The following is a 25551-nucleotide window of genomic DNA, read 5'->3' on the forward strand; positions in this document are numbered from 1 at the left end:
TGCTGGTGTTGCCATGCAACAGTGAGTGGTCAATTTATCCTAACATGGTAAACCCGTGGGCTTGATGCATTCATCCGGGATCACGGACTTTGTTGAATAGCAATTCGCTATTCTTCTCATTTGCTAGTGGGGCAAAACTAGGGGGTTTTTAACTAGGGGGGGTATCAAATGATTGTTCGGCCAGAATTGCGCTGCGGCACACAAAGCAGCGCAAGTACACGTTCTGCACCAAAAAGCCTGCTTTCCTCTCGCGGGGAGCGTGCGGCCATCCGCAAGGAAGCCGCCGCCAGGCGCTTGGACAGTTCTTCGAAGGCAGACCTGAAATTCCAGCTTGCAAAGACCAAAACCGGCCTGTGGCAAGTGCTGGATTCCAAATTCGCCTGCGGAGGGGTGTTTCAGGACCGCGTGTCAGCCACGCGGTTTATCCGCCAGGAACTTGCCGGCTGCAGGGCGCCCCTTGTTTACGTGCTCATTGGCTCGTCGGAATAAACGGGCAATCCGCACGGGCACCGTAAACGGTCCGCCACGCACCTTCAAATACAGTTAAAATCCCCGCCCGGGCCTGCGCTTGGGGCGTGCTGCGTAAGATATGGAGAATACCATGGAACACGTGCAGCAATTCGGATCGGAAAATGTTCAATTTTCCGAAACCGGAATTTTTGCGAGTTATGAATCCAACGTGCAATCCTATGCCAGATCAATGCCTGCAATTTTTGCAAAAGCTGTCGGCTGCGAAATCTGGAGCGAGAGAGGAGACCGCTATCTCGATTTTCTTTCCGGCGCAGGGTCGTTGAATTACGGGCACAATAACCCCGTTCTGAAACATGCCCTGACCGAGTATGTGAATGCCGATGGCATCGCTCACAGCCTTGATCTGCACACCGAGGCCAAGGCGCAGTTCCTGACTGAACTTGCCGACACCATCCTGCGCCCCCGCGGTCTGGACTATGTTGCGCAGTTCACAGGACCAACCGGCACAAACGCGGTAGAAGCGGCGTTGAAACTTGCCAGGAAAGTGACAGGCCGGGCCAATGTAGTGCACTTCACCAACAGTTTTCACGGCGTGTCGCTTGGCTCGCTTTCGATGACCGGCAATCAAACCCTGCGCAAAGCGGCCGGCGTGCCCTTGAACGGCGCAGTTTGCATGCCGTTCGACGGCTATCTCGGAGCCGACGTGGATACGGTCGCCGTTCTGGAGAAGATGCTGTGTGACAGCTCCAGCGGCATCGACCTGCCGGCAGCTGTGCTCGTCGAAACCGTGCAGGGCGAAGGCGGGCTCAACCCCGCAAGCTGGACGTGGCTGCAAAGGCTTGAGGCTCTGTGCAACCGCCTGGAGATCCTGCTCATCGTCGACGACATTCAAGCCGGCTGCGGGCGCACCGGAACGTTCTTCAGCTTTGAACCGGCGGGCATTGCTCCTGATATCGTCACCCTGTCGAAGTCACTCTCCGGCTATGGGCTGCCGCTCGCGCTTGTCCTGTTCAAGCGGGACCTGGATCATTGGCAGCCCGGCGAGCACAACGGAACCTTCCGCGGCAACAACCATGCTTTCGTGACCGCCGCAGCAACGCTGCGCCACTACTGGCGGACCAAGGATTTCTCCCGTGAGGTCATGGAGAAAGCAGAATACCTTGAGGGTCGCCTTCAGGGCATAACGGCCCGGTACCCCGAGCATCTGGAACGGGTCAAAGGGCGCGGGCTGATGCGTGGGATCAGCTTTGCGAGCGCAAACACGGCCGGCAAGGTTCGCGACCGTTGCTTCGCCCTTGGACTGATTTGCGAGCGCTGCGGCCCGGATGACGAGGTCGTCAAATGCATGTCGCCTCTGACGATCACCAGGGGTGAATTGGCCGAAGGGCTGGACATTCTGGAGCGTGCGACAGCGGACATTCTGGGTGCGGCAGGCAGATCCGGCCGGAAAATTCGCATCGCGAGTTCCTGACCCGGCAACTGTGCATCAGCTTTCCTAAGCGCTGGTCAAGGCCCACAGGGATGTGTGCAGGGGAGTTTCGGCCCGGAAGCGTCTGATTCGCGCACATCGGGCCGGGAAGGTTGGGAAGGGGGGGCACCATATTCCTTCCCAACCGGACTGCGCTAAACGCCCGCGATCTTGCAGCCGCAATTACCCTCGCAAACCAGGCCAGGGCAACGGATAGCACAGAGCACAGCACCACAACGCAACGCAACGGCGCATGAACAGCCAGTGCTGTAAGGCGTTTCGCTAATTGGAGCTTAAAAGTGCTTACGTGTCATTCAGCAGTCAACTCTGTCCGCTGGCAGCCCGGTGAGCGGCTGCACCACCTGTTTGAAACACGCTGCGATGAATTCGACGCGCTTGGCGACAGCGATCACCTTGCCGTCATTTCAAAGGACGCAACACTGACGTTCCGGGATCTGGACAACCGTGCCAATCAGCTGGCCCGGTACCTCCTGTCGAACGGGCTGGGGCCAGGCGACCGGATTGGCCTGATGTTCGACAAATCCGCAGCCTCCTATACAGCCCTTCTGGCGGTGCAGAAGATCCATGCCGCCTATGTGCCGCTGGATGAAGGCTTCCCCTCTGAGCGCATCGCTTTCATTCTGGAAGACGCCGGCGTCGACGCGGTGCTATCGCTAGAACGTTATGCCGGCTGCTTCAGCGGGATTGATGTCCCGGCATTTTTTCTGGACTTTGCCGCGCCGCAGATCGAAACGTGCGACACTGCACGCCTGAACCCTGATGAGCTGAGAGGCCGAGGCGACGAGATTGCCTATCTCATCTACACTTCGGGCACGACCGGGAAGCCCAAGGGCGTTGTGATCGAACAGGCAAGTATCTGCAATTTTGTGCGGGTTGCGGCCGAGACCTATGGCTACCGGCCCGACGACCGGGTCTATCAGGGCATGACGATTGCCTTCGACTTTTCGGTCGAGGAGCTATGGGTGCCGCTATTGGCCGGCGCGGCACTTGTTCCAACCAAGCCGGGAGTAAGCCTGGTCGGAGAGGAACTTGCGGATTTTCTGCGGCGGCGTCAGGTCACTGCGATGTGCTGTGTGCCGACTTTGCTGGCCACGGTGGAGGAAGAGCTGCCAGATCTGCGGCTGCTTCTTGTTTCGGGTGAGGCCTGTCCTGAAGGGCTGATCTCGCGATGGCACCGGGATGGCCGCACGATTCTGAACGCTTACGGCCCAACAGAAGCGACCGTCACCTGCACCATCACCGAACTGCTTCCCGGCAAGCCGGTAACCATTGGCGGCCCGCTGCCAAGCTATTCGATCGCGATCCTCGACCCGGAGGAAGACATAGAGCTGGCCGATGGAGAACTGGGGGAAATTGCCGTTGCAGGCGTGGGGCTGGCCGCCGGTTACCTCAACCGTCCGAACCTGACGGCCAGGAAGTTCGTTCCCGATTGCTTGAACGGCCCCGAAAACCCCTCCCGCCGACTTTACCGCACGGGTGATCTGGGGCGCATCAACGAAGACGGCGAAATTGAGTTTCACGGGCGGATCGACACCCAGGTCAAGATCCGGGGCTACCGCATCGAACTGACGGAAATCGAGTCGGTGCTGCTGGAGTTTCCGGAAATTTCCCAAGCAGTTGTCGACACCTGGGAAACGGAACCCGGCACGCGTGAGCTGGTCGCCTATTACGCGCTCAACAATGAGTTTGAAGCACTGGACAAGGAGGCAGTCGCCCGGAAGCTTAAGGCGCAGCTGCCACCCTACATGATCCCATCATATCTGGAAGAGCTGCAGAACATTCCCATGACCGTCAACAACAAGGCGGACCGGAAGAAGCTGCCTCCGCCGGCCGGACCGCGTTTCACAATCAGCAGCGAGAACACCGTCGCCCCCCGCGACGAAGTCGAGGAATTGCTTGCTGACCAGCTGCGCCCGATCCTGAATGCCGGAAAGATATCGATTGATGATCACTTCTTTGATGATCTTGGCGCTCACTCGCTGCTGATGGCGCGCTATTGCGCGGCGCTGCGCAAATGCGCTGGTCTGCCAAGCATTTCCATGCGCGATATCTACCTCAATCCGACGATCCGGAAGCTGCGCGAACATGCCAAGACCGCGGCGCCCGCGCCGCAGGTCCGAATGCCGCCGCAGACGCCCAAACCCGAACACATCGCAAGCGACCGCGCGTACCTTCTGTGCGGCGCCGCGCAATTCGCCTGGATGATTGCCTATGGCCTGTTTGGTTTCTGGCTGTTTGTCAAAACCGTGGAGTTTGCCCTGTCAGGCAGCCCCAGCGCCGTAACCGCTGGCACGCGCATGACACTTGTCGGCTTCGGTCTGCTTGTGGTGTTCAGCCTGGTTCCGATTGCAGCCAAATGGGCATTGATCGGCCGTTGGAAGCCTGGCCGGATTCCGATTTGGAGCGCGGGGTACTTCCGTTTCTGGCTGGTCAAAGGCCTGATACGCAGCGCGCCCCCCGCCCTGCTTGCCGGGACCCCGGTTTACAATGTCTATCTGCGCGCGCTTGGCGCCAAAGTTGGGCGCGGCACAGTCATACATTCCGGGACGCCGGTCTGCACCGACCTTATTTCGATCGGCGAAAACACCATCCTGCGCCGTGAAGCGGTTGCGCTTGGCTATCAGGCCGAGGCCGGCTTCATCGAAATCGGGCCGGTCACGATCGGCGACAATGTGTTCATCGGCGAAGCCTGCATTCTTGAGATCGGTTCATCAATGGAAGATGGAACCCAGCTTGGACACGCGTCGAGCCTGGAAAGGGATCAAGTTGCACTTTCCGGCAGGCGCTATCACGGCACCCCTGCTGTCGAAACAGAGGATGACTATTGCCGGATCGAACCCCGCCACTGCAGCGAACTGCGCCGGTGGTCCTATACGCTCGGCTGGATGGCTTTCGGCTTCTTGATGCTTTGGCTCGTTTCCAGCGCCTTGGCGGCAGGCATCCTGGGCGGCTATGCGGATGAATTCGCTGCGATCACTGACCTGCGGGAGATGGCAATCCTCGCCGTGCAAGTCACACTTTTCCTCTATCTCGTGGCCTTCCCTGCTGGGCTGCTGTTCATCGGCATCATGCCGCGCATTGCACATAAATTCGTGGAGCCCGGCCGGGTCTACACGCTTTATGGCTTTCACTTCTTCATGCACGGCCTTGTTGCCGGCTGGTCGAATTCGCGCTTCTACAACCTGATTTTCGGGGACAGCTCGGCGATCGTCTACTACCTGCAGTATGTCGGCTTTAATCTGAACAAGGTGATACAGACCGGATCCAACTTCGGGGTCAACCAACGCCACACCAACCCGTTCCTCTGCGATATTGGCACCGGGACGATGGTTTCCGACGGGTTGTCGATGATCAACACTGAGTATTCGGCATCCTCTTTCCGCGTGCTGCCGGTCAAGATCGGCGCGCAAAATTACCTGGGCAACAACATCCACTACCCGGCTGGCGGCCGCACAGGTGAAAACTGCCTCATCGGGACCAAGGCGATGATACCTGTCGATGGGCCGATCCGCGAGAATACGGGGATTTTGGGCTCCCCGCCCTTCGAGATTCCCCGCGCCGTGCAGCGCGATACCGCGATGGCAAGCAAGCTTGAAGCAGCTGCCCATGCCGGCCGGCTGAAGGAGAAAAACATTCACAATCTGAATACGGCACTGATCTACCAGGCTGCCCTGCTGGTTCTCATCTGCATTATGCTGTTTGCTGTTCAAATCGCCTGGCAGGGCTATCTGGCGGTTGGATTTCCGGCCTTGGCAGTCCTGGCAATCGGCATGAGTTTCTTCACAATCGGCTATTTTGTCTTTTGTGAACGGGCCAGCCTCTCCTTCGGCAGGCTGAAACCGCGCCAGGCGATTGTGCTTGACGATTACTTCTGGTCGCACGAACGGCATTGGAAAATGACCGACCACCCTGTCATCAACCTGTTCGCGGGAACACCAATGCGCGGGGTCATAGGCCGTCTGCTGGGCATGCGGATCGGCCGCAAGATGTTTGACGACGGCGCCCAGTTTGTTGAGCGCACCCTGATCAGCATCGGTGACAATGCGACATTCAACTACCGGGCGACCCTGCAGTGCCATTCCCTGGAGGAAGGCGTGTTCAAGTCGGATTACATCTCAGTGGGCAACGGCGCCACAGTAAGCGTTGGCGGATTTGTCCACTACGGGGCCAGCGTCGGCGAGAAGGCGGTTCTGGGAGCCAATGCCTTCCTTATGAAAGGCGAGGAAGTCGGCGCTGGGGATGCATGGTACGGCAATCCGGCCTGCGCGCCGCCGCACGCCGGGGAAGAAAGCGTGCGCCACTTAGGGCAATCTGCGGCAGAGGTGCGGGTAAACGCTTGCCAGCAGCCCCTTTGCGCCGAATGATTCCTCCAAGCAGTGCTTGCCTGCCGTATTGCGGACGCCGGTCTTGTACGTCATGTTCAACCTGCAGAAACCGCTCTGGTTGGAGCAGTCTCTTGCGCACGGATCGGGCAGGAATCCAGGAGGACCGCAAGGAAATGAAATCCATTGTTGTGACATGCGCGGTATTTGCCGCGGCGCATGCGGTGCCGGTGGCCGGCTGGGCGGAGGAAGACAGCAGAGCCCTCCTGGAACTGGCTGAAGAGGCGGAAGACGAAGGGTATGATCCCGACAGGCCCTTTCTTGCCGAGCTGACCTTGGAATACCTTCACAACAACAGTGATGATCCGGACGAACAGGAAGACGACTACACCGCGACGCTGGATGTTGTGTATTACTTCAACGAGAATGTCTCGCTGGCGGGCTCTTTGCTTGGTGCATCCGTTAGGGGTGAGGGAACATTCCCGAACGACTATGACTTCTATTTTGAAGAACTGTACCTGAACGCTGAGTTTGACCGGTTCGGGTTCTTCGCCGGCAAGTTCAATCCGGTGTTCGGAATTGGATTTGACGATGTTGCGGGCGAACTCTACGGCGCCGGTTACCACGACGGCTATGAACTGACTGAACGGCTCGGCGCAGGCGTCACCTATGCATTCGAGGATGCCTCGGGCGGCGAACACACCTTGGGCGCCAGCACCTTTCAGCTGGATACCAGTTTCCTCGCCAAAAGTTTCCTGCGCGGTGAACGGCTGGCCTCACGTGAGGACGGCGGGCTGAGCAACACTGGCGGCCTGAATTCCTACACCGTCTGGCTTGAGGGGGATGACGCCTTCGGCATCGAAGATTCACGCTACAACATCACCTACCGTTCGCAGGAGGGCGGCCTGCCAGGAGAGGAAACGGAAACCGGTTTTGCAGCCGGTGCCAGCAAGCTGTTTGAACTTGGCAACGGCAACGATCTGGAGCTGTACGCCGAACTGGTCAGCCTGGACAACTCGCAAGACGACGGTGTTTCCTTTGATCAGGACACTATGATGGCAAACGCCGCCTATTATTTTGGCGAGGATTGGGTTGCCACACTGGGTGGTGGTGTCCAGGACGTCAGCAACAGCAGCGACACAGATGAAATAGCCAATGGCAGCAATCGCTTCGCCACCGCGTCGGTGGGCAAGACCTTTTACGACAGTTTCTATGTCGAACTCGCCTACAAGCGCGACCGAACAAACGGCACTTACACAAACTCTGCCGGTATCTTGCTGTCCTACAGCGTTGAATTCTAAATACCGGGCGTCTGAGCAGGCCTTACCGGCCTGCTCCCCTTGCCCTTTCAACCGGTTTCCCTCGCAGCTTCCTTTTTAGCCTCATCCTTCAGTTCCAGTGCCGAGGCCGCGCGCCAGTAGCCCCAGCCCATGATCACGGCCCCGGCAAAGGTATTGCCAAGGGTAACAAAGGTCAGGTTATGGGCTGCGCCGGCAAATGTGATGCTGTCCGGGTGATCCGACATCAGCGCCACCGAGAACACCGTCATATTGGCAATGCTGTGCTCGAAACCGGCCGCGATGAAGGCGTAAAGGCACCAGAAGATGATAATGCATTTGGCCACGTCGTCCCTGGCGCGTGCCGAGCACCACAGGGCCAGGCACACCAGCCAGTTGCACAGCACCGCCTTAGCAAAGAGCTGCAGAGCAGGGCTCTGCATCTTCTTGGCCGCAACCTTGTACAGCAGCGCGTCCTCGCCCGCGCCAAGGATCAGCCCGCCGCCGCCCGCGGTGAACAGGGCCGCCAGCAGCAACGCCCCGGCCAGGTTACCGCCCCAGCTGGCCGCCCAGCAGCGCACCAGGTCGCCCGGTCCGGTCCGGCCGGTCAGCAGCCCGTGGGTCATATACATGGTGTGGCCAGTGAACAGTTCGGCACCGGCGAACACCACCAGCATCAGCGCAATGCCGAAACTGGCGCCCATGACAATCGGGCGGTAGGCTCCTTCGACACCCTGCCCCACTGAAAAGATCAAGAGGATCCCGGCCCCGACAAAGGCGCCCGCCTTCAGCGCCAGGATCAGGAAAGCCAGCGGGTCCGTGCGCAAGTGGCGGCTTTTCTGCTGCGCCAGTCGCGCGAAGCTCAGCACGGTTTCGGCATAGGTCATATCACATCACACTCCGCATCTGTTGCAGCCCGCCGTGCCGAACGGCCCGCGGCGCGGATGTCCGAACAGAACCGGGATGGCCCAAAGGCAGGCCAGCGCCGCCGCTAGGTAAAGAAAGGCGAACCCCAGCTCCTGCTGGGCGGACACCAGGTAGGAATTGCAGATCCGCACAGGGGCATGGGTGTAAAGGAACCCCAGCACCGCCAGCATCGACAGCGCGTTGGCCTTGAGAAAGCCGCGCAGGATGGGACTCAGCCAGGGCCAGCTCAGCCGCAGCGGCACGCCAAGCAGCAGCGGCAGGCTCAGGTATTTCGCCAGCTCCCCCGCAGGCGTCAGCGCCCAGTCCACGTTGCGCGGCAGCATCCAGAACAGAAAAACCGTCAACGCCGTGAGCAATAGCGGACCCGCCCAATCACGCCGACAGCGCAAATCCCAGCCCAGAAGCACGCCCGCCAGAACCAGCAGCGGCATCTGCACCAGCACATGCTGGATCGGACTGCCCGCCGCCGCACCTTGGAGGGCAACGGCCTCAGCCGTGGCCAGCAGGGTCAGGGCGATCATCTTCATGGCTGTACCCCCCGGAGATGGGCAAGCACCGCCTCCACAGCATCCGTGTCGAAGACCGCTGAAAACCGGCCGTCGCTGCTTATCACGTGGATCGCCGCATTATGCTGAAACCCGCCCCACTCATCCGGGATGACGGTCACGCCGAACAGGTCCAAAAGCCCCGGCAGGTCGCGCTGGTCCGGCCGGGCAACAGTCCACATCCTGCTGTCTGCCTCATGAGCATCGCCGTAGATCGACATCTGTTCCGGCGTGTCCCGCTCCGGGTCAAAGCTAACGGACAGCAGCCGGGCCGTTACCCCCTGCGTCTGCAGCCGGTCGCGGATCTCGGCAAAATCCGCCGCCGCGATCTGACAGATGTCGCCGCAAACGGTGTAGATGAACTCTACCAGCACAACCTCGTCCGCTTGCGGCAGCAGCGGCACCCGGCGGCTGGTCATATCCTCCAGCAGCACTTCGGGCACTTTGCGGGGCGACTGCACCACATCCAGCCGCCGCGCCGCCTCGCTGGTAAAGGCCTGGGCCCCGTCTGTGGCCTGCCAGAGGATCCCGCCGCCGGCAATGGCGGCGAGAACCGGGGGGAGAACACGGGCCAGCATCAGCTCTCGCTCCGCCCGAGCCGCGCCAAGAAGCGCAGCACAAAGACCAAGGTGCCCAGCACCACCAGCACGCTGAATGCGGTGCCGATACGGTCATGGGTCAGCCATTCCTCGTAATGCACTGCCCAGCGCCGCGGGATCGAAGCCGCGCCGGAGACCAGGAACACCGTCACGAAACCGGCAGCCCCCGCCAGGTAGATGGCAAATCCCGCCCTGTCCATGCCGTTCATCCGGGCGATCGTCTTGCCGCGCACCAGCCAGGCCATGAAGCCGAAGGCCATCGCCACCTCGCCCAGCAGCAGATAGGTGTGGAAATGCCCCGGCACCCACATGGTGTTGTGCATCACCTTGTTTACACTGATCATCCCGTCGATGGAGGCCGGGATGGCCCCCACCGACCAGCCCGCAACCGACAGCACCAAGAGCGCCGAGGCCAGATCCCAAGTCATCTTGGAGCCGCGCACATAGAGGAAGGTCGAAAAGGCGGTGACTGCGATCAGGGGAATGCCGCTGAAGTAGGAGACCAGCTGCCCCACCACCAGCATCCAGGGCGGCATGATCACGTCCTGCAGCAGATGATGCCAATAGACCGCCATCACAAAGATCAGCACCGCGTTCCAGGCAATCGCAAACAGCCGGTTCGATTTCCAGGGCTTGCCGGTGTATTCCGGCAGGATCTCGTAAACAGCCGTCACCGCCATGTAGATCGAGGCGTTGATAAAGACATGGCCAAAAAAATAGATCAGGTTCTTGGCCAGGAGCGCATCCACCTCGAACCCCGGCACCAGCAGATGCACCAGGCTTGCAACCAGCACCGCCGCGCCAAGGATAATCCCGATCGAGTTGAAGATGGTGACCGCCGCAGCGGCAACGATCGCAGGCGGCGGGGGATCATTATCCTCGCGTCCCAGGATCAGCTTCCAGCCAAGCGCCCGCGCCAAGCTGCCGTAACGGGCGTGGATACGGCGGCCCAGCTCCAGGTAATAGAACAGAAAACCCACCCCGATAGCGGTATAACCCAGCATGAAGGCCGCGGCTGCGCCCGCCTCCCAGGCGCCGCCAGAGAGTGCAGGCAGAGGGAAAAGGAAGGTCCAGGCACCGCCGTAACCGCCGATGAAGATGGCGCCAAGGATCAGCACCACCCCCAGCAGAAACAGTCCCAGGAAGGCCCAGTAAATGCCGCCAGCCAGCTCCAGATAACGGCCGCAAAAGTACCACATGATCGCCGCGCCCGACAGCGCCGCGGTGCCCACCATGCCCGCGCCATGCGCGGTCAGCAGCTGATAGAACAGCGCCGGGTCCAGCTCGATCCACTGGCCCTGAGCGGCGCGCATGACGAAGCCGAAGACCATCATCAGCGCAAACACCGCGCCGGACAGGATCATCGTCAGCTTGACCGCCCCCGCCTGGGGGCCGACTGCTGCCGGTTCAGATGCGAATGTCTCGGATGCAGTGCTCATTCATTCCTCTCCCGCAACAACTTCGAATTCATTGACCATGTCGTGATGCGCCACGCCGCAGAACTCCATGCACAGGAGCTGGTAGCTGCCCGGCTCCTCAAACGTGTAGGTGATCTGCGTGGTGTAACCCGGGATCACCTGCACCTGGGTCAGCAGCGTGAGGTTGCTGTTGTAGATGCCCATCCCGTGGGTCACGTCCTCGGTGGTGACATTGAAATTGACCGGCTTGCCCGCCGGGATTTCCGTGGTGTCGATGTCCCACCACCACTGGCCGCCGCTGACATTCACCTGCAGCGCGTCGCCGGTGCTGGCCAGCGCATGCGGCCACTCCCGCAGCGAGGCAACGGAGACGATCACACCCGCAATCGTCATCGCCCAGATCAGCCCGGTGCGTTTTGCGTTGGCGCCCGGGCCCGGCGCCGGGCCGCGCGCAGCCCGCGCCGCCAGAACAAAGACCGCTGATAGCGCCGCCATCAGGGAAAGCGAGATTAAAAGAACAACTGGCTGCATGAGCTGCCTCCATTTAATAAGCATTCTGAATGCCTATTATTGGGGAGCGCGGATACATGTCAACAAAATACGTCTTTTCAATGCATATTAATTGTGGGATGAACGCTTATGCAGATCACCAAGTTTTCAGATTACGCCCTGCGCATCCTGATCCACCTCGCCACCCATGAGGGCGGGCTGATGACCACCCGCGAAATTGCCGGGATGCAGCAGCTGCCGTTCAACCATCTGGCCAAGATCTCCCAGTGGCTGACCCACGAGGGCTATGTGGAATCGGTCCGCGGCCGTAACGGCGGCATGCGACTGGCCCAACCGCCTGAGGCGATCTCCATCGGCGCGCTGCTGCGGAAGTCCGAACACGGCACGCCGCTGGTGGAATGCATGAAGGAGGACGGCGGCTGCTGCGTGATGACACCGGCCTGCGGGCTGTTGCCGATCCTGAGCGAGGCGCAGGAGGCCTTCTTTGCCGCGCTGGACAGCCGAACGCTGAAGGACGTGCTGGAAGGAAACCGCGGCATGAAGAACCTGATCCGGGCGCTGGAGGCGGAGCAGGCCTTGAAATAGGCTGCGGCCGCTTGCCTGGCCCCGGCTATTTCAGCCGCTCCTCACTTGGCGGCGCCGGAAACCGTGCCCTCCAGAACCTGCCCGTCCCAGGCTTCAAACGCCACCGACAGATGCCAGGCCTTGAACCCGGCGTAGCCTGCCAGCAGCGCCAGTATCAGCAGGTACATCGCTCTGCGGAAGCGCGGGTTTTCCTCAGACGGTTTTTTCTCAGTCCGCGGCATCACTGCCATTCCACAGCACGTAAAGTGTCAGCATCCGGATTTGGGCATCGCTCAACCGGCCCTCCCAGGCGGGCATGACGCCCATCCGGCCATAGTAGACGCTGCGGTAGACGTCGTCCCGGCTGCCGCCATAGATCCACTGGCCATCACCCAGATCCGGCGCGCCGTTTTCATAGCCACCACGCCCATCGTCGCCATGGCAGGCGGCGCAGTTGTCCTCAAACACCACCCTGCCTGCTTCGGCCAGCTCCGCGTTATGCTCCTGTCCGGACAGCGACAGCACAAATTCCACTGCCTCCTTGACCTGCACCTTGTCCAGCATCCCGTCGGCGCCAAAAGCCAGCATCTGGGCGCTGCGGGTGTCGTCATGGGCCGCATTGATGCCATAGCGGATGCTGTACTCGACTTCCTCCGGGCTGCCGGACCACAGCCAATGCCCATCCGTCAGATTGGGAAACCCGGTCTGGCCCGTCAGCTCCGCCGTGTGGCAGGCAGCGCAGTTGTCGGCATATAGTTTGCCAATCGCCTGGCCATAGCGCGCCTCCAGCTCCGGTTCTACTGCCAGCGCCGCAATGTCCGCGGATTGGAACGGCGCAAAGGCCTGCGCCCGCTCCGCCTCGGCCTGATCCACCGCAGCTGCCACCTCCGCCCGCGTGGAATAGCCCAGCAAGCCCTTGGCATAGCCGGTGACCAGCGGAAATGAGGGATACAGCAGCCAGAACAGCACCGACACCGCAATGCTGATCCACAGCGCCCAGCGGGAGGCCCAGGGCACGGGCGTGTCCATTTCCTTGATCCCATCCCACTCGTGGCCGGTCAGCTCAGTGCCCGAAACCGGGTCCTTTTCCCTCACTGCCATGGCTGATCCTCGCGCCCATCCAGCGGCGATTGCGCCGCATCGTCATAGATCCGCCGCCGTGACGGCCAATAGGTCCAAAGCACTGCCGCCAGGAACACCACCAGCAGGTAAATCGCCCCCCAGGTCTTGGAGAACACAAGAACGGCATCATGGGTCATCGGTTGCTCTCCTCCGGGTCCAGCGTATCCAGGTCCGCAAGCGTTCCCAGCATCTGCAGATAGGCGACCAGCGCATCCATTTCCGTCAGCCGCCCGGGCTGGCCGTCAAAGTCGCGCACCTGCACCTTTGCGCCATAGCTCTCTTGCAGCTCGCTTTCGTAGTTCTGCTCGAAATCCGCCTGCCAGACCGCGTCCTTCTCTGCGTTTTCAATCTGGGCTTCGGTATAGGGCACCCCGGCGCGGCTCAGCGCCTTCAACGCTGCGGGCAGATGGCCGGTCGCCAGCCGAGTATCCGACAGAAAGGCATAGCCGGGCATCACCGAACCCTCCACCAGTTCCCGCGGAGCCTCCAGATGGGCCACGTGCCAGGCATCCGAATACTTGCCGCCGATCCGCGCCAGATCCGGACCGGTGCGTTTAGAGCCCCATTGGAACGGGTGGTCATACATGCTTTCGGCCGCGAGGCTGTAGTGGCCGTAGCGTTCCACGTCCGAGCGCAGAGTGCGGATCATCTGGCTGTGGCATGCGTAACACCCCTCCCGCACGTAGATGTCGCGCCCGGCCAGCTCCAGCGGCGTATAGGGCCGCATCCCCTCGACCTCCTCCACCGTGTTCTCGATGGTGAACAGCGGCGCAATCTCGACGATGCCGCCGATCGAGGCCACCAGCAGGATCGCCAGGGCAAACCCGATGGAATTTCGTTCAAGCTTCTGATGCTGTGTGCTCATGGCTGATCACTCCGCAGGCTGCCGGGGGATTGGCCCCGCTTGCCAGGTTTGGGTCTTTCGCGGCCCGCTCACCGTCATCCAGATGTTGTAGGCGCCGATGCAGCCGCCGATCAGGTAGAGCAGCCCGCCAACCGCGCGCGCGGCATAGTAGGGATGCATTTCCACCACGCTGTCGAGGAAGGAGTAGAGGAACGCGCCATCGGCATCATAGGTCTGCCACATCAGCGATTGGGTGATGCCGCTGTTCCACATCGCGCCGACGTAGATCAGCGTCCCCGACAGGGCGAGCCAGAAGTGCCAGGCCTCCAGCTTCAGAGAATAGACACCATCGCGTTTCCACACCCAAGGCACCATCTTGTACATCGCCCCGAAGGTGATGAAGGCAACCCAGCCCAAGGCGCCTGCATGGACATGGCCCACTGTCCAGTCGGTGTAGTGGCTCAACGAGTTGACCGGGCGGATCGCCATGAACGATCCCTCAAACGTCGCCAGCCCGTAGAACAGCACCGCCACCATCATGAACCGCACAGCCGGGTCGGTGCGCACCTTGTCCCAGGCGCCGTTGATGGTCAGGATGCCGTTGAAGACCGAAGCCCAGCTCGGCACCAGCAGGATGATCGACATAGTCATGCCCAGGTACTGCACCCAGTCCGGCAGAGCCGTGTAGTGCAGGTGGTGCGAGCCGGCCCAGAGATAGAGGAAGGTAATCCCCCAGAAACCGACGATCGACATCCGGTAGGAATAGACTGGCCGGTTCACCGCTTTGGGCAAGAAGTAATAGAGCATGCCGAGGAAGCCGGCGGTCAGCAGGAATCCAACCGCATTGTGGCCGTACCACCACTGCGTCATCGCATCCTGGGTGCCGGAGAACAGCGAGTAGCTCTTGGGGTAAGCAATCGACACCGGAACCGACAGGTTGTTCACCGTGTGCAGCATCGCAATCACTACGATGAAGGCCAGGTAATACCAGTTGGCGACATAGATATGCGGCTCCGCCCGCCGCGCCAGAGTCTTGAGATACAGCGCCAGATAGCCGACCCAGACCACCAGCAGCAGCAGATCCGCATACCATTCCGGTTCCGCGTATTCCTTGGACTGGGTGATGCCCAATGGATAGCCCGAGGCCGCAAGCACTAAGAACAGGTTGTAGCCCCAGAACACCAGCCAGGGCAGCGTCTCGCTCGCCAGCCGCGCCCTTGAGGTCCGCTGCACCACATAGAACGAGGTGGCAATCAGCGCGTTGCCGCCAAAACCGAAGATCACGCCGGAGGTATGCACCGGCCGCAGCCGTCCGAAGTTGGACCAGGACATATCGCCGTTCAGCGCCGGGAAGGCCAGCTGCCAGGCCAGGATGTCACCCACCGCGAAGCCGATGATGGCCCAGATCAGCGCTGCGACCACGCCAAAGCGGATCACCCTGTCGTTATAGGCTTGCGGCACCTCTGCCGGGGTTTCCCCCATCCGGTTCAGCATCCACAGGATGCCCCAGCCTGCTGCCAGCGCGATCAGCCAGCCATGGAGCACATAGGCCACCGGCACGCCCCAGCCCAGGATGGCCAGCCCGCCCAGCAGCACGAGGCACAGGGCGCACAGGATTGCGGGATCTTCCAGGGGAACTCTACGAAGCATCGGGGGCCTCCTGCCGGAAGAAGCGGACTTCGAATTCCACCTGGCCGGGCGCATCCACCGAATGCACCTCCTGCGGCGCAAAAACGGCAGCCTCGCCAGCCTTTATCAACTGGTCCGCCTTGCCTTCACAGCGGAACAGCAACTGCTCGCTTTGAACCGCCAGCTGCCCCCAGACCCCCGCCTTGGTGCTGTGGTGCGTGCGCAGCTTTTCCGGCAGGGTTTGCTCGTTGAAACGCGAGGTAGCGTAATGCACCGCGCCTTCAGGAAGGGCCTCATTCATCTTGCTTCTCCATGAAACAGATCTGCGTAAGCGTGCCAGGTTGCGTAGCCCAGCAGCGGAAAGATCACCGCCAGCCCCAGCAGGCCGGTCAGCACCCCCAGCCCGGTCAGCAGGGTGATCGCCGCCCCCCACCAGACCGACAGCCGGAAGTTATGGGTGGCAGCGTTGAAGCTCAGCCCCATGGCGGAGAAACCGTCGATCCGGCGCTCCACCAGCATCGGCAAAGAGAAGGCCGAGACCGCAAACCCCAGCGCCGCAAACAGCCCGCCGGTCAAAGACCCGGAAATCAGCAGTATCCAGCCCGCCGGCGTGCTGATCATCAGCACCAGCGTATCAACAAAGCCGGCAAAGGGCCTGAGGCCATAGACGATGGCGAACAGCACCGTCGCCGCGCGGATCCAGGCCAGGGCAAAGACCATCAGGATGGCGCCCACCAGCGCGATCTGGCCTTTCGAGGCGACCTCGCGCCGCCCGCGCGCCACCGCGTACAAGCCGACCGTGGCAACCGGCCCTACCAGCACCCCGCCTGCCAGCAGCGGCAGCAGCATCCAGCCGGTGCCTGTGGCGGCCAGCAGCCAGACCGCCAGCCAGCCCAAGAGCACCAGCGCGCCGCCATAACACAGCGAATATCCGGGATTGCGGCGCAGGTCGGCCCAGCCCGCCGCCAGCCAGCGCCGCACAACACGGGCAGGCGGCTCCGAGATGATCCGGGCCTTGGAGTATAGTGGATCCGGCATGTCAGCTATCCCCCGCGCCTGCGGCCTGTGCCGCCAGCATAGCACAACCCGCGCTCCGCCTCTTCAGCCCGGCTCATGTCAGCACCGGCGGCGCGTCCGCTTCGCGCCGGAAGTTCTCCAGCCCGTACGACAGCCCCTTGCCGATCCGGTCCGCCAAAGCGGCAAAGGCCCGGGCAGTCTCCGGCCTCAGCTCCCGCTCCGCGGTTTCGCGGAACAAGGCCAGCCAGACCGGGAAGTGCTCCGGCCTGATCGCTGGATTGGCCAGATGGATCTGCATCGGATTGCCGTCATAGCCTGGCTCCCGCAGGATCGCCCCGCACCAGAAGGCTGCGATCTTTGCCTCATGCGCAGGCCAGTCGCCGATGGCCGGATTGAACACCGGTCCCAGCACCGCATCCGCACGGACTCGGGCATAGAAACAACTGACAAGCTGAGCGATTTCTTCAGCTGTTACCTCAAACAGCCAAGTCTGCTTGTGCGGCGAATCCTTCATGGCACTACTCCATACATGCATGCAGCATTCATGTATCATTAAATAGGCATTGTAAAGTCGTATTTAAAAATCAAAGGAAGCGTGGAAAGTGCCGTGCCACTTACCAAGCAGCTGCAAATGCTCGGCGGCTTCTTCGGGTCACCAGCAGCATTGCCAAAAATGCGCCTCCAAGTTTCCTAAGCAGAGTTCCCCGGCGATCCTCACCTACCTGAAGATGACTGGCTGGGGCTGGTTCTATCTATCGACGATCTTGGACGACTAAAGCCGCTACATTGTGGCCTGGAAGCTCTGCACGACGATGTAGGCCGGCGATGTCACCGACACTCTGGAACAGGCGCTGGAGGCATCAGGCTGTTCTTCGGACACGGTCGAGCACAAGCCCGGGCTGCTGAGCGATAACGGCTCCAGTTACATCTCCAACGACCTGGGCAAATGGCTCGATAACCAGAGCATCGAACATGCCCGTGGCGTTTCCGACCATCCCCAGACACAGGGCAAGATTGGACGTTGGCATCAGACTCTCAAGAACCGCATCTTGCTGGAAAACTACTGTTTTCCAAGTGCTCTTGAAGAAGCCGTTAAAGCACTTGCCGAGCACTACAACCACTGCCGCTACCGCGAAAGCCACGGCAGTCTTACGCCGACCGATGTCTAATTCGATCGAGATCACGTCATTCTCAGTGAAAGGAGGAAAGTCAAGAACAGAACACTGAAGCAGTGCCGCTTGCTCAATCTCGGGCGCGCAGCTTAGGATCATAACCCATGAGCCAGCCCCTCCCGATCGCGTTCAGATCAACTGGCCCACTTCATTTGATGACGGACAGGTTTCACTCAACCAAGACTCCAAAAACAATATCTTAGACATGCAAGGCAATATGCTTACCACGCTCGAAAACTGTAAACCTGCCGATGCGGCTGGCGTAGATGCTAACATAAGTTTGCTACGGGAACAGGACTTGGACACTGTTTCTTTCCGCACAATTGAACCGCTCCCGCTGCGCGGCACTATTGAACAATTACCAGTAACCTGCTGAAACCGGAGGCGAAGCCCTCAGGTGGCCTCAAGGACTGCTTTTCCGCTAGGCGGTTGTCCGACCCCAAGGAGGCATTCTGCGGCTAGCGTGGGCGCTGCCATCAAGCCTGCAGTTCCCGCATTGCGCAGCATTTCAGGAAGATAAAGACGGTTCGCGAGAGCGCCCTGACTTTCAGCGAAGTGCAGATCATTAGCATCTTCAAGTAATACCAAGATCGGCGATGGAGCATCCAATTGTTCGCAAAAGCGATCAGAAGGCCTGTTCAGCAACACTGACGGCAAGTGGAAGCCCTTGCTACCACTTGCGCATTGGCCTCAGAAGTAGCCCTGCGCATTGTCCAAGCAGGTGCGCGGAATCACTTTCACAGACGTCGAGGGGAATGGCTGCTTGGTGACTGCACGGTTCTCGTCTTAGCACGGCGTGCAAAGCTAAGACCTATCACAGAGTGCAAGTCAGGCAGACAGCAGAGACCGGTCTCAATAGAAAACTCAACGCTCCGTACCATTGGGTTTGGTAAGGCTTACGCCACTGTCCAGCAGCGTTCTGCGCACGGCTGTTGCAATCGCAAGGGCAGCCGGGGTGTCGCCATGAAGACAGATGGTGTCGATGCGGGTTTTGATGCGCTTGCCGCTGGCTGTGATGATGGCGCCTTCGCGCACCATCTCCACCATCCGCCGCCCGGCCTCTGCCGGATCATGGATCACCGCGCCGGGCAGGCTGCGGTCCACCAGTGTCGCGTCGTCGTTATAGGCGCGGTCGGCAAAGATCTCGCACGCGGTCTTGCAGCCCAGCTCGTGCGCCGCCTGCTGCTGCGCGGTGCCCGCCAGCACCATCACGATGATCTCCGGGTCCACCGACAGCGCCGCCTGATAACAGGCCCGCGCCATCGCCGCATCTTCCGAGGCCATATTCGCCAGCGCCCCGTGCAGCTTCAGATGCCGCACCGCGCCGCCCGCCGCGCGCGCCATCGCCTGCGCCGCGCCCAGCTGGTAGCGCACCATGTTGCCCAGCGTTTCTTTCGGCACCGACATCCGGCGGCGGCCAAAGCCCTGCTGGTCGGGAAAACCCGGATGCGCGCCGATGCCCACATCCCTGGCCACCGCGTGTTTCATCGTCGCGGCCATCACGTCCGGATCGCCCGCATGATAACCGCAGGCGATATTGGCCGAGGTCACGATATCCAGCAGCCCGGCATCATCGCCCAGCGACCAGGCGCCAAAGCTTTCGCCCATATCGGCATTCAGATCGACAGTTCGGGTCATGTCATCTCCTCACAAGACATCTTCTTCACCGGCAATCACGCCGCTGATCAGCTGATAGGACAGCAGGTTCGTCATGCTGCGCGGATCCCTGATCAAAGGAAAGCACTGGCTGCGCAGCCCCTCGCGCCGCTCCGCCTCGGCCCGCTCCAGCTCTACCGCCTCTTCCAGCGGAATGAAACGGAAGTGCAGCTCCGCCCCCGCCGCCGCCTGCGCCAGCAAGGGCAGGTCGCACGGCAGCACCGTGCCGATCCGGGGATAGCCGCCAGTGGTCTGGCTCTCCGCCAGCAGCACATAGGGCGTGCCGTCGCCGGTCACCTGGATGTCGCCGGGCGTAATCACCTCCGACACCACCGTGCGCGCGCCATCGGGGCGGAAGCCCTCGCCATCGCTTTCCAGCGGCACGCCCATCCGGTTGCCGCGGGCGCCGCGGCGGAAGGCCGTCCGCTCGAACCGCGCCAGCTTGGCCTGCGGGAACAGCGCCGTCTGCAGGCTCGCCACAACCCGCACGGTGCCGCCCTCGAACCGGTTCTCCGGTGCCAGCCCCAGCCCGGTGGTGCGGCCACCGTCCGCGCCGGTTTCCAGCACGTCGCCTTCCGCCAGCAGCGCACCGATGCCCGCCGCCAGATGCGCCGAGCGCGCGCCCAGATGCTCCGGTGTCTGAATGCCGCCGCCAACGTGCAGATAGCCATAGCTGCCGCTCTGCGCCGCCCCGATGGCCAGCCGCGCGCCCGCAGGCAGCAGGTGGCTGGCGTTCCACGCCACGGCGGCGCCGTCGATGCTCGCCCGCATCGGCGCGCCGGTCAGCGCGATGCGCAGGTCGCTGCCCGCCTGGAACTCGCCGCCCATGCCGGCCATCTCAACCGCTGCCAGATCCGCGCCCTGCCCCAAGAGCGCCGCGCCCTCGGCCAGCGCCAGCCGGTCGGCGGCACCGCCGCGCGACACCCCGTATTCCAGCCAGCCCGGGCGGCCGCCGTCCTGAACCGTCACCCCCGGCCCTGCGCGCAAAACAGTCAACGTGCCGGTCATGACAGATCCTCCGCCTTGGCGCCGCCCAGCGGATCGCGCCGCAAGCCTTGCAGCTCTTCCGGCGTCACCGGGGTGAATTGCACCTCATCGCCGGGGCGCAGCAGGAACGGCTCCTCCGCATCCGGGCGGAACAGCCGCACCGCGGTCTGGCCTGCGTGCATCCAGCCGGTCGGCGTGGCCACCGAGAACAGCACCAGCTGCCGGATCGCCACCGCCAGCGCGCCTTCGGGAATGCGGGTGGTCAGCTGGGTCTGGCGCGGTATGTCCCAGGCCTCCGGCAATTCGCCCAGATAGGGCTGGCCGGGCGCAAAACCGATGGTCTGCACCCGCACCCGCGCCGCCGACAGCGAGGCCACCGCCTCCGCCTCCGTCATGCCCGCGGCCTCTGCCGCCTGCGGCAGCTGCGGCGCAAGCTCGGTGCCGAACACCGCCGGGATCCGCCACAGGCGGCGCTGACCGGGCAGCTCTGCCGCGTACCAGTCGCGCTGCGCCAGCAGCGCCCCCAGCCGCGCCCGCAGCGCCGCATGGTCCAGATGCCGCAAATCAAACCGCACATAGGCCGACACCAGCGAGGTAGAGACCTCCTCGACTCCGTCCCAGCTCTCCTGCGCCAGCGCCGCGCGGAACGCCAGGGCGGCGCGGTTGGCCGGCTCGCTCAGGCGGCTGCCAAAGCTTACCAGCATCCCGTCCACCCCCACCGTGCGGATTTCGGGAACGGGTGTTGCTGCGCTCACCTCAGCCATCACATCTGCTCCGGCAGGAAGGTCACGATAGACGGGAACAGCACGATCAGCACCAGCGCCACGACCATCAGGAAGAAGAACGGCAGCGCCGCCTTGGCCACGGTCAGAATGTCCCGCCCGGTCAGCGATTGCAGCACAAACAGGTTGAACCCGACCGGCGGCGTGATCTGCGACATCTCCACCACGATCACCAGGAAGATACCGAACCACAAGGGATCAATGCCCGCTTCCAGCACCATCGGCATGATGACCGAGGCGGTCAGAACCACCACCGAAATCCCGTCGAGGAAGCAGCCCATGATCACAAAGAAGATGGTCAGCGCCGCCAGCAGGGTGAAGGTGGAGAGGTTCAGCGATCCGATCCACTCCGCCAGAATGCGCGGAATGCCGGTGAACCCCATCGCCACGGTCAGGAACGACGCCCCCGCCAGGATAAAGGCGATCATGCAGGAGGTGACGGTCGCCCCCATCAGCCCCTCGGTAAAGCTCTGCCGCGTCAGCGAGCCGGACTGCCACGACAGCAGCAGCGCCAGCACCACGCCAACAGCTGCAGCATCGGTGGGCGAGGCAATCCCCGCATAGATCGAGCCGATCACCCCGCCGATCAGCAGCACCACCGGCAGCAGCCTGCGGGCGCGCTTCAGCTTCTCGCGGAAGGTGGCGGCGATGTCCTCAGTCGGCAGCTTGCTGCGGTTCAGCAGCGCCCAGACCACCACATAGCCCACGAACAGCCCGACCAGCAGCACGCCGGGCAGCACGCCCGCGACAAACAGCCGGGCAATGGATTGCTCGGTCGCCACGCCATAGACGATCAGGATGATCGACGGCGGGATCAGCAGCCCCAGGGTTGCGGACCCGGCCAGCGTGCCGATCACCAGCTTCTCAGGATAGCCGCGGCGCGCCAGCTCGGGGATCGACAGCTTGCCGATGGTGGCGGCAGTGGCCGCGGACGACCCCGACACGGCGGCAAAGATGCCGCAGGCAAAGACGTTCACATGCAGCAGCTGCCCGGGCAGCCGGTTCATCCAGGGCGACAGCCCGGTGAACATGTCCTCCGACAGGCGCGAGCGGAACAGGATCTCGCCCATCCAGATAAACAGCGGCAACGCCGCCAACGCCCAGGAGTTGCTGTGGCCCCACATGGTGGTGGCCATCACCAGCCCCAGCGGCGCCTCGGTGAACAGCGCCATCGCGGCGATGCCCACACCCAACAGGGCAAAGGCCACCCACAGGCCGGCGCCCAGGAACAGGAACAGAAGGACCAGAAGAATGATGGAAAGCGCGGCAACCGACATGATGATCCCCTATTCGCTCAGAAGGTTTTCGCCCTTGCCCTCCCAGGAGGGCAGCGCGCCGCGCAGCATGCAGATCAGCTCGTCCGCCAGCGCCAGGGTGAGGATCGCAAGCCCAAGCGCCACCGGCGCCTGCGGCAGCCACAGCGGCACCGACACCATGCCCGCGCTGCGGTCGCCGAACTCCAGCGATTCCAGCAAGAGCAGCCCCATGTACCAGGTGGCATAGCCGCTCATCGCCAATGCCAGCAGGATCACGCCCAGCTCCGTTGCTCGGTGCGCGGCAGCAGGCAGCCGGTTGGTCACCAGCGTCACCCGGATATGGCCGCCTGCGCGCAGCGCATAGGCCAGCGCCAGGAAGGTCGAAGCCGCCAGGAAAAAGCCGGTGAAATCCGCGTAGGACGGGATCGTCAGGCCTACGCCGTTTCCGGTCAGCGCCACCGCGATCTTGTCAGCGAGGTTCAGGCACACCTGCGCAAATACCAGCGCCACAATGGCCACGATAAACAGTGCTGCCAGCCCGCCGGCCGCACGGTAGATGAAATCAAGCACAACCCGCATGGCTGCTCCTCCTCCCCAGGAAACCGGACGCCGCTCCCGGCGTCCGGTCAAGGTCATGTTACTGCTGGTAGGCGTTCAGCAGGGTGGCACCGGCCTCCCCGGCCTCGCCTTTCCAGTTTTCCAGCATCTCGGCGCCAATCGCGCGCAGGCCTTCCATCAGCTCTTCCGACGGCTCGGACACGGTGATGCCGTTTTCCTTCAGCACCTCGATCTGGCTGCTGGTCTCGGCCCGGCTCATCTCCCAGCCGCGCGCCTCGGCCTCAGCCGCGGCTTCCAGAATGGCGGTCTGGGTCGCTTCATCCAAGCGGCGGAACGCGCGCTTGTTCACCACCACGATGTTCTTCGGGATCCAGGCCTGGATGTCGGTGTAATGGGTCAGGAAGTCCCACGCCTTCGAATTCACGCCGGTGGAGGGCGAGGTGATCATCGCCTCGACGCGGCCGGTGCTGAAGGCCTGCGGAATGTCCGGCACCTCAACCTGTGTCGGCGCAGCACCCGCCAGGTTGGCAAACTGCTCCAGCGTCGCGTTGTAGGTGCGGAACTTCAGACCCGCCAGATCGTCGACACTGTTGATTTCCTTGGTGGTGTACAGACCCTGCGGCGGCCACGGCACAGCATACAGCGCCATCAGCCCCTGCTCATCCAGCAGCCCGTCGATCACATCCTTCTGCGCCGCCCACAGCCGCTCGGCCTCTTCATAGCTGGTCGCCAGGAACGGCAGCGAGTCGGCGCCGAACGCCGGGTTGTCGTTGGCCAGCAGCGACAGGAAGAACTCGCCCGCGGGCACCTGGCCGCTGCGCACGGCCTTGCTGATTTCGGGGTGCTTGAACAGCGATCCGGCCGAATGGACCTTGATCTCCAGCCCGCCATCGGTCGCCTCGGCAACGTCGCTGGCGAACTCAGCGATGTTCTTGGTGTGGAACGTGGCGTCCGGATAGGGCGTCGGCATGTCCCAGGTTGCGGCCAGGGCCGGCACCGACAGACCGGTGATCAGGACAGCCGCGCCGCCCAGCATACGCGAAAATTGCATGTTTTCCTCCCAATGCGAAACATTGCAATAATGTACGCATAACGATGACATTTTGTCTACGTTTTGCCAAGGTGCAACCTCCACCCCTGCCCCGCCCGGCAGCTTCCAGCGGCCTGACAGCCTGCTTGATCTCCTTGATACTTTGTCCTTTTATGACCACATGCAGATAAAACACCGGGGTTTTATCAACAAGGAAGGGGCAAAAGATGGCCGAAAAGAAACCGGATTCCCGCCGAATCGTCTCCTCCCGCCACCTGGCAGAGGGCGAAGGCTGGGAGTTGTCGGAGCTGGAATTCGGCCTGATCATTGCCTCCAACGCCTTTTCCCGCTGGATGACCCGCTGCATGGCGGCGGCCGGCCAGCCGGAACTCAGCCCGCTGGAAATCCTGATCCTTCACAACGTCAACCACCGCGGCAAGGACAAGCGCCTGACCGACATCTGCTTCCTGCTCAACATCGAGGACAGCCACACCGTGAACTACGGGCTGCGCAAGCTGCTGAAAGCAGGGCTGCTGGCCTCGGAAAAGCGCGGCAAGGAAGTGTTCTACCGCACCTCGGCCGAGGGGGCAGAGCTTTGCTCGGCCTACCGCGATGTCCGCCGCCAGTGCCTGCTGGACGGCCTGTCCGCCGCCGAATTGCCCGGTAATGACTTGCGCGAACTGGCCCGCAGCTTGCGCGCGCTGTCGGGCCGTTACGACCAGGCCAGCCGAGCAGCAGCGTCACTATAGGTCCAGCCCCAATGAATTCACGTTTTCAGCATGGTTCGTCAACAAAAAAACCGGCAGTGGTTGTCTCAACCTTTTCCAGCTGACCGATGTGCAAGCGGCGCGCTTGGAGCCCTCCTTTCCGAGTTCCCATGGCAAGCCTCGCGTGGATGTCCAGCGGGTGCTGAGCGGAGCAATTTTCTTCAATCCTGACAGGTTGCGATCGCAAAATACGCCCAAGGCATACAGCCCGTACAAAACTCTCTAAAATCATTGAAACCGATGAATAAAATAAGCAAATTTGCTTGGCCCCAGCGGGACTGGCTCCGAGCCGCCATTCGCGGCAGGTAAAAGCCCGTCTCTTTGAGACGTGCGCACATATTTCGCGCATGTGGCTGGCAGATGGTGTAAGCGGAAAAAGCGGCGGGTTTTGATCCCGCCGCTTTCTGGGATCAGAAGCCGGCCTTGATGCGCTCGAATTCCTTCAGCATGCGGCCTTCCAGCTCCAGGTTGACCGCGTCGAAGAACAGGCTGCCTTTGAAGAACTTGTCGACATCGGCAAAGCCGTAGGTCTCGATCAGGCTCTGGTCCGCGGATTTGAACGCCTCGGCATTGGAATGGGCATAGCCCCAGTTCTCGATGATGTATTTA

Annotated in this window: 25 protein-coding genes and 3 pseudogenes; 8 read left to right on the forward strand and 20 right to left on the reverse strand. The window is 61.9% G+C overall.

All coding sequences use genetic code 11. The annotated features are described in order from the left end of the window. The first annotated feature begins 168 nt into the window (after positions 1–168). From AC58NV_RS18225 to AC58NV_RS18240, 4 genes are all read left to right on the forward strand, one after another. Entirely contained in the window at positions 169–489 is a 321-nt protein-coding gene (locus AC58NV_RS18225; RefSeq protein WP_497228378.1) for a hypothetical protein, read from the forward strand. 112 nt (positions 490–601) lie between these two features. Further along, the gene (gene ectB, locus AC58NV_RS18230) at positions 602–1942 is read left to right on the forward strand and encodes a diaminobutyrate--2-oxoglutarate transaminase (protein WP_497228379.1); all 1341 of its coding nucleotides are present in this window, start codon (positions 602–604) and stop codon (positions 1940–1942) included. 296 nt (positions 1943–2238) lie between these two features. Beyond that, positions 2239–6324 (forward strand): Pls/PosA family non-ribosomal peptide synthetase, encoded by a 4086-nt coding sequence (locus tag AC58NV_RS18235; protein ID WP_497228380.1) that lies wholly within the window; start codon positions 2239–2241, stop codon positions 6322–6324. Positions 6325–6458: 134 nt separating this feature from the next. Further along, a complete protein-coding gene (locus tag AC58NV_RS18240; protein ID WP_497228381.1) occupies positions 6459–7583 on the forward strand; it encodes a hypothetical protein in 1125 nt (374 codons plus the stop codon). Positions 7584–7630: 47 nt separating this feature from the next. On the opposite strand, the gene AC58NV_RS18245 is transcribed toward AC58NV_RS18240, so the two are convergent. Genes AC58NV_RS18245 through AC58NV_RS18265 form a run of 5 tightly spaced genes read right to left on the reverse strand, consistent with a single transcriptional unit; the run spans position 7631 to position 11579 of the window. Beyond that, positions 7631–8446 (reverse strand): formate/nitrite transporter family protein, encoded by an 816-nt coding sequence (locus AC58NV_RS18245; RefSeq protein ID WP_497228382.1) that lies wholly within the window; start codon positions 8444–8446, stop codon positions 7631–7633. Positions 8447–8452: 6 nt separating this feature from the next. Continuing rightward, positions 8453–9013, reverse strand: a complete 561-nt coding sequence (locus tag AC58NV_RS18250; RefSeq protein WP_497228383.1) for a hypothetical protein — start codon at positions 9011–9013, stop codon at positions 8453–8455. Beyond that, positions 9010–9609 carry an SCO family protein gene (locus AC58NV_RS18255; RefSeq protein ID WP_497228384.1) on the reverse strand — a complete coding sequence of 200 codons (600 nt, stop codon included), beginning with the start codon at positions 9607–9609 and terminating at the stop codon, positions 9010–9012. Before AC58NV_RS18255 ends, AC58NV_RS18250 begins: the two co-directional genes overlap by 4 nt. After that, positions 9609–11069, reverse strand: coding sequence for a cbb3-type cytochrome c oxidase subunit I (locus AC58NV_RS18260; protein WP_497228385.1), 1461 nt, complete (start codon positions 11067–11069; stop codon positions 9609–9611). The genes AC58NV_RS18255 and AC58NV_RS18260 overlap by 1 nt, the downstream gene beginning before the upstream one ends. Continuing rightward, complete coding sequence (locus AC58NV_RS18265; RefSeq protein ID WP_497228386.1) at positions 11070–11579, reverse strand: cupredoxin domain-containing protein; 510 nt, start codon at positions 11577–11579, stop codon at positions 11070–11072. A 108-nt stretch (positions 11580–11687) separates the two neighbouring features. On the opposite strand from AC58NV_RS18265, the gene AC58NV_RS18270 reads away from it, so the two are divergent. Further along, positions 11688–12143 carry an RrF2 family transcriptional regulator gene (locus AC58NV_RS18270; RefSeq protein WP_497228387.1) on the forward strand — a complete coding sequence of 152 codons (456 nt, stop codon included), beginning with the start codon at positions 11688–11690 and terminating at the stop codon, positions 12141–12143. Positions 12144–12184: 41 nt separating this feature from the next. Here AC58NV_RS18270 and AC58NV_RS18275 read toward each other — a convergent pair whose 3' ends face one another. The 8 genes from AC58NV_RS18275 to AC58NV_RS18310 all read right to left on the reverse strand — a co-directional run bounded on the left by AC58NV_RS18275 (position 12185) and on the right by AC58NV_RS18310 (position 17248). Next, complete coding sequence (locus tag AC58NV_RS18275; RefSeq protein ID WP_497228388.1) at positions 12185–12364, reverse strand: hypothetical protein; 180 nt, start codon at positions 12362–12364, stop codon at positions 12185–12187. After that, positions 12351–13223: a cytochrome-c oxidase, cbb3-type subunit III gene (ccoP, locus tag AC58NV_RS18280; RefSeq protein WP_497228389.1), complete on the reverse strand. Its 873-nt coding sequence runs from the start codon at positions 13221–13223 to the stop codon at positions 12351–12353. Before ccoP ends, AC58NV_RS18275 begins: the two co-directional genes overlap by 14 nt. Continuing rightward, positions 13214–13381, reverse strand: a complete 168-nt coding sequence (locus AC58NV_RS18285) for a cbb3-type cytochrome c oxidase subunit 3 (RefSeq protein ID WP_366661575.1) — start codon at positions 13379–13381, stop codon at positions 13214–13216. The genes ccoP and AC58NV_RS18285 overlap by 10 nt, the downstream gene beginning before the upstream one ends. Beyond that, complete coding sequence (gene ccoO / locus AC58NV_RS18290; RefSeq protein WP_039174661.1) at positions 13378–14109, reverse strand: cytochrome-c oxidase, cbb3-type subunit II; 732 nt, start codon at positions 14107–14109, stop codon at positions 13378–13380. Before ccoO ends, AC58NV_RS18285 begins: the two co-directional genes overlap by 4 nt. Before the next feature lie 6 nt (positions 14110–14115). Next, on the reverse strand, positions 14116–15738 hold the full coding sequence (ccoN, locus tag AC58NV_RS18295) for a cytochrome-c oxidase, cbb3-type subunit I (RefSeq protein WP_497228390.1): 1623 nt from the start codon (positions 15736–15738) through the stop codon (positions 14116–14118). Then, positions 15728–16018, reverse strand: coding sequence for a TehB-like domain-containing protein (locus AC58NV_RS18300; protein ID WP_497228391.1), 291 nt, complete (start codon positions 16016–16018; stop codon positions 15728–15730). The genes ccoN and AC58NV_RS18300 overlap by 11 nt, the downstream gene beginning before the upstream one ends. Beyond that, entirely contained in the window at positions 16015–16755 is a 741-nt protein-coding gene (locus tag AC58NV_RS18305; RefSeq protein ID WP_497228392.1) for a DUF2189 domain-containing protein, read from the reverse strand. The genes AC58NV_RS18300 and AC58NV_RS18305 overlap by 4 nt, the downstream gene beginning before the upstream one ends. Positions 16756–16828: 73 nt before the next feature. Next, positions 16829–17248 (reverse strand): group III truncated hemoglobin, encoded by a 420-nt coding sequence (locus tag AC58NV_RS18310; protein WP_497228393.1) that lies wholly within the window; start codon positions 17246–17248, stop codon positions 16829–16831. A 175-nt stretch (positions 17249–17423) separates the two neighbouring features. On the opposite strand from AC58NV_RS18310, the pseudogene AC58NV_RS18315 reads away from it, so the two are divergent. Then, positions 17424–17999: pseudogene (locus AC58NV_RS18315) on the forward strand (transposase); the annotation flags it as partial. A gap of 771 nt (positions 18000–18770) precedes the next feature. On the opposite strand, the gene AC58NV_RS18320 reads toward AC58NV_RS18315, so the two are convergent. The 6 genes from AC58NV_RS18320 to AC58NV_RS18345 are packed head-to-tail and all read right to left on the reverse strand — an operon-like array spanning position 18771 to position 24196. After that, complete coding sequence (locus tag AC58NV_RS18320; RefSeq protein WP_497228394.1) at positions 18771–19544, reverse strand: LamB/YcsF family protein; 774 nt, start codon at positions 19542–19544, stop codon at positions 18771–18773. A gap of 9 nt (positions 19545–19553) precedes the next feature. Next, a complete protein-coding gene (locus AC58NV_RS18325; protein WP_497228395.1) occupies positions 19554–20570 on the reverse strand; it encodes a 5-oxoprolinase subunit C family protein in 1017 nt (338 codons plus the stop codon). Next, positions 20567–21313, reverse strand: coding sequence for a 5-oxoprolinase subunit B family protein (locus AC58NV_RS18330; RefSeq protein ID WP_497228396.1), 747 nt, complete (start codon positions 21311–21313; stop codon positions 20567–20569). The genes AC58NV_RS18325 and AC58NV_RS18330 overlap by 4 nt, the downstream gene beginning before the upstream one ends. Further along, positions 21313–22608 carry a TRAP transporter large permease gene (locus AC58NV_RS18335; RefSeq protein WP_475054382.1) on the reverse strand — a complete coding sequence of 432 codons (1296 nt, stop codon included), beginning with the start codon at positions 22606–22608 and terminating at the stop codon, positions 21313–21315. The genes AC58NV_RS18330 and AC58NV_RS18335 overlap by 1 nt, the downstream gene beginning before the upstream one ends. A 9-nt stretch (positions 22609–22617) precedes the next feature. Beyond that, positions 22618–23166, reverse strand: coding sequence for a TRAP transporter small permease (locus AC58NV_RS18340; RefSeq protein ID WP_497228397.1), 549 nt, complete (start codon positions 23164–23166; stop codon positions 22618–22620). 58 nt (positions 23167–23224) lie between these two features. Further along, complete coding sequence (locus tag AC58NV_RS18345; protein WP_497228398.1) at positions 23225–24196, reverse strand: TRAP transporter substrate-binding protein; 972 nt, start codon at positions 24194–24196, stop codon at positions 23225–23227. 206 nt (positions 24197–24402) lie between these two features. Here AC58NV_RS18345 and AC58NV_RS18350 point away from each other — a divergent pair, with 206 nt between their 5' ends. Further along, complete coding sequence (locus AC58NV_RS18350) at positions 24403–24924, forward strand: winged helix DNA-binding protein (RefSeq protein WP_497228399.1); 522 nt, start codon at positions 24403–24405, stop codon at positions 24922–24924. A gap of 79 nt (positions 24925–25003) precedes the next feature. Continuing rightward, positions 25004–25165: pseudogene (locus AC58NV_RS18355) on the forward strand (IS5/IS1182 family transposase); the annotation flags it as partial. A 187-nt stretch (positions 25166–25352) separates the two neighbouring features. Here AC58NV_RS18355 and AC58NV_RS18360 read toward each other — a convergent pair. Continuing rightward, positions 25353–25551, reverse strand: a pseudogene (locus tag AC58NV_RS18360) (spermidine/putrescine ABC transporter substrate-binding protein); the annotation flags it as partial.

The sequence above is a fragment of the Leisingera sp. ANG49 genome, assembly GCF_059694505.1.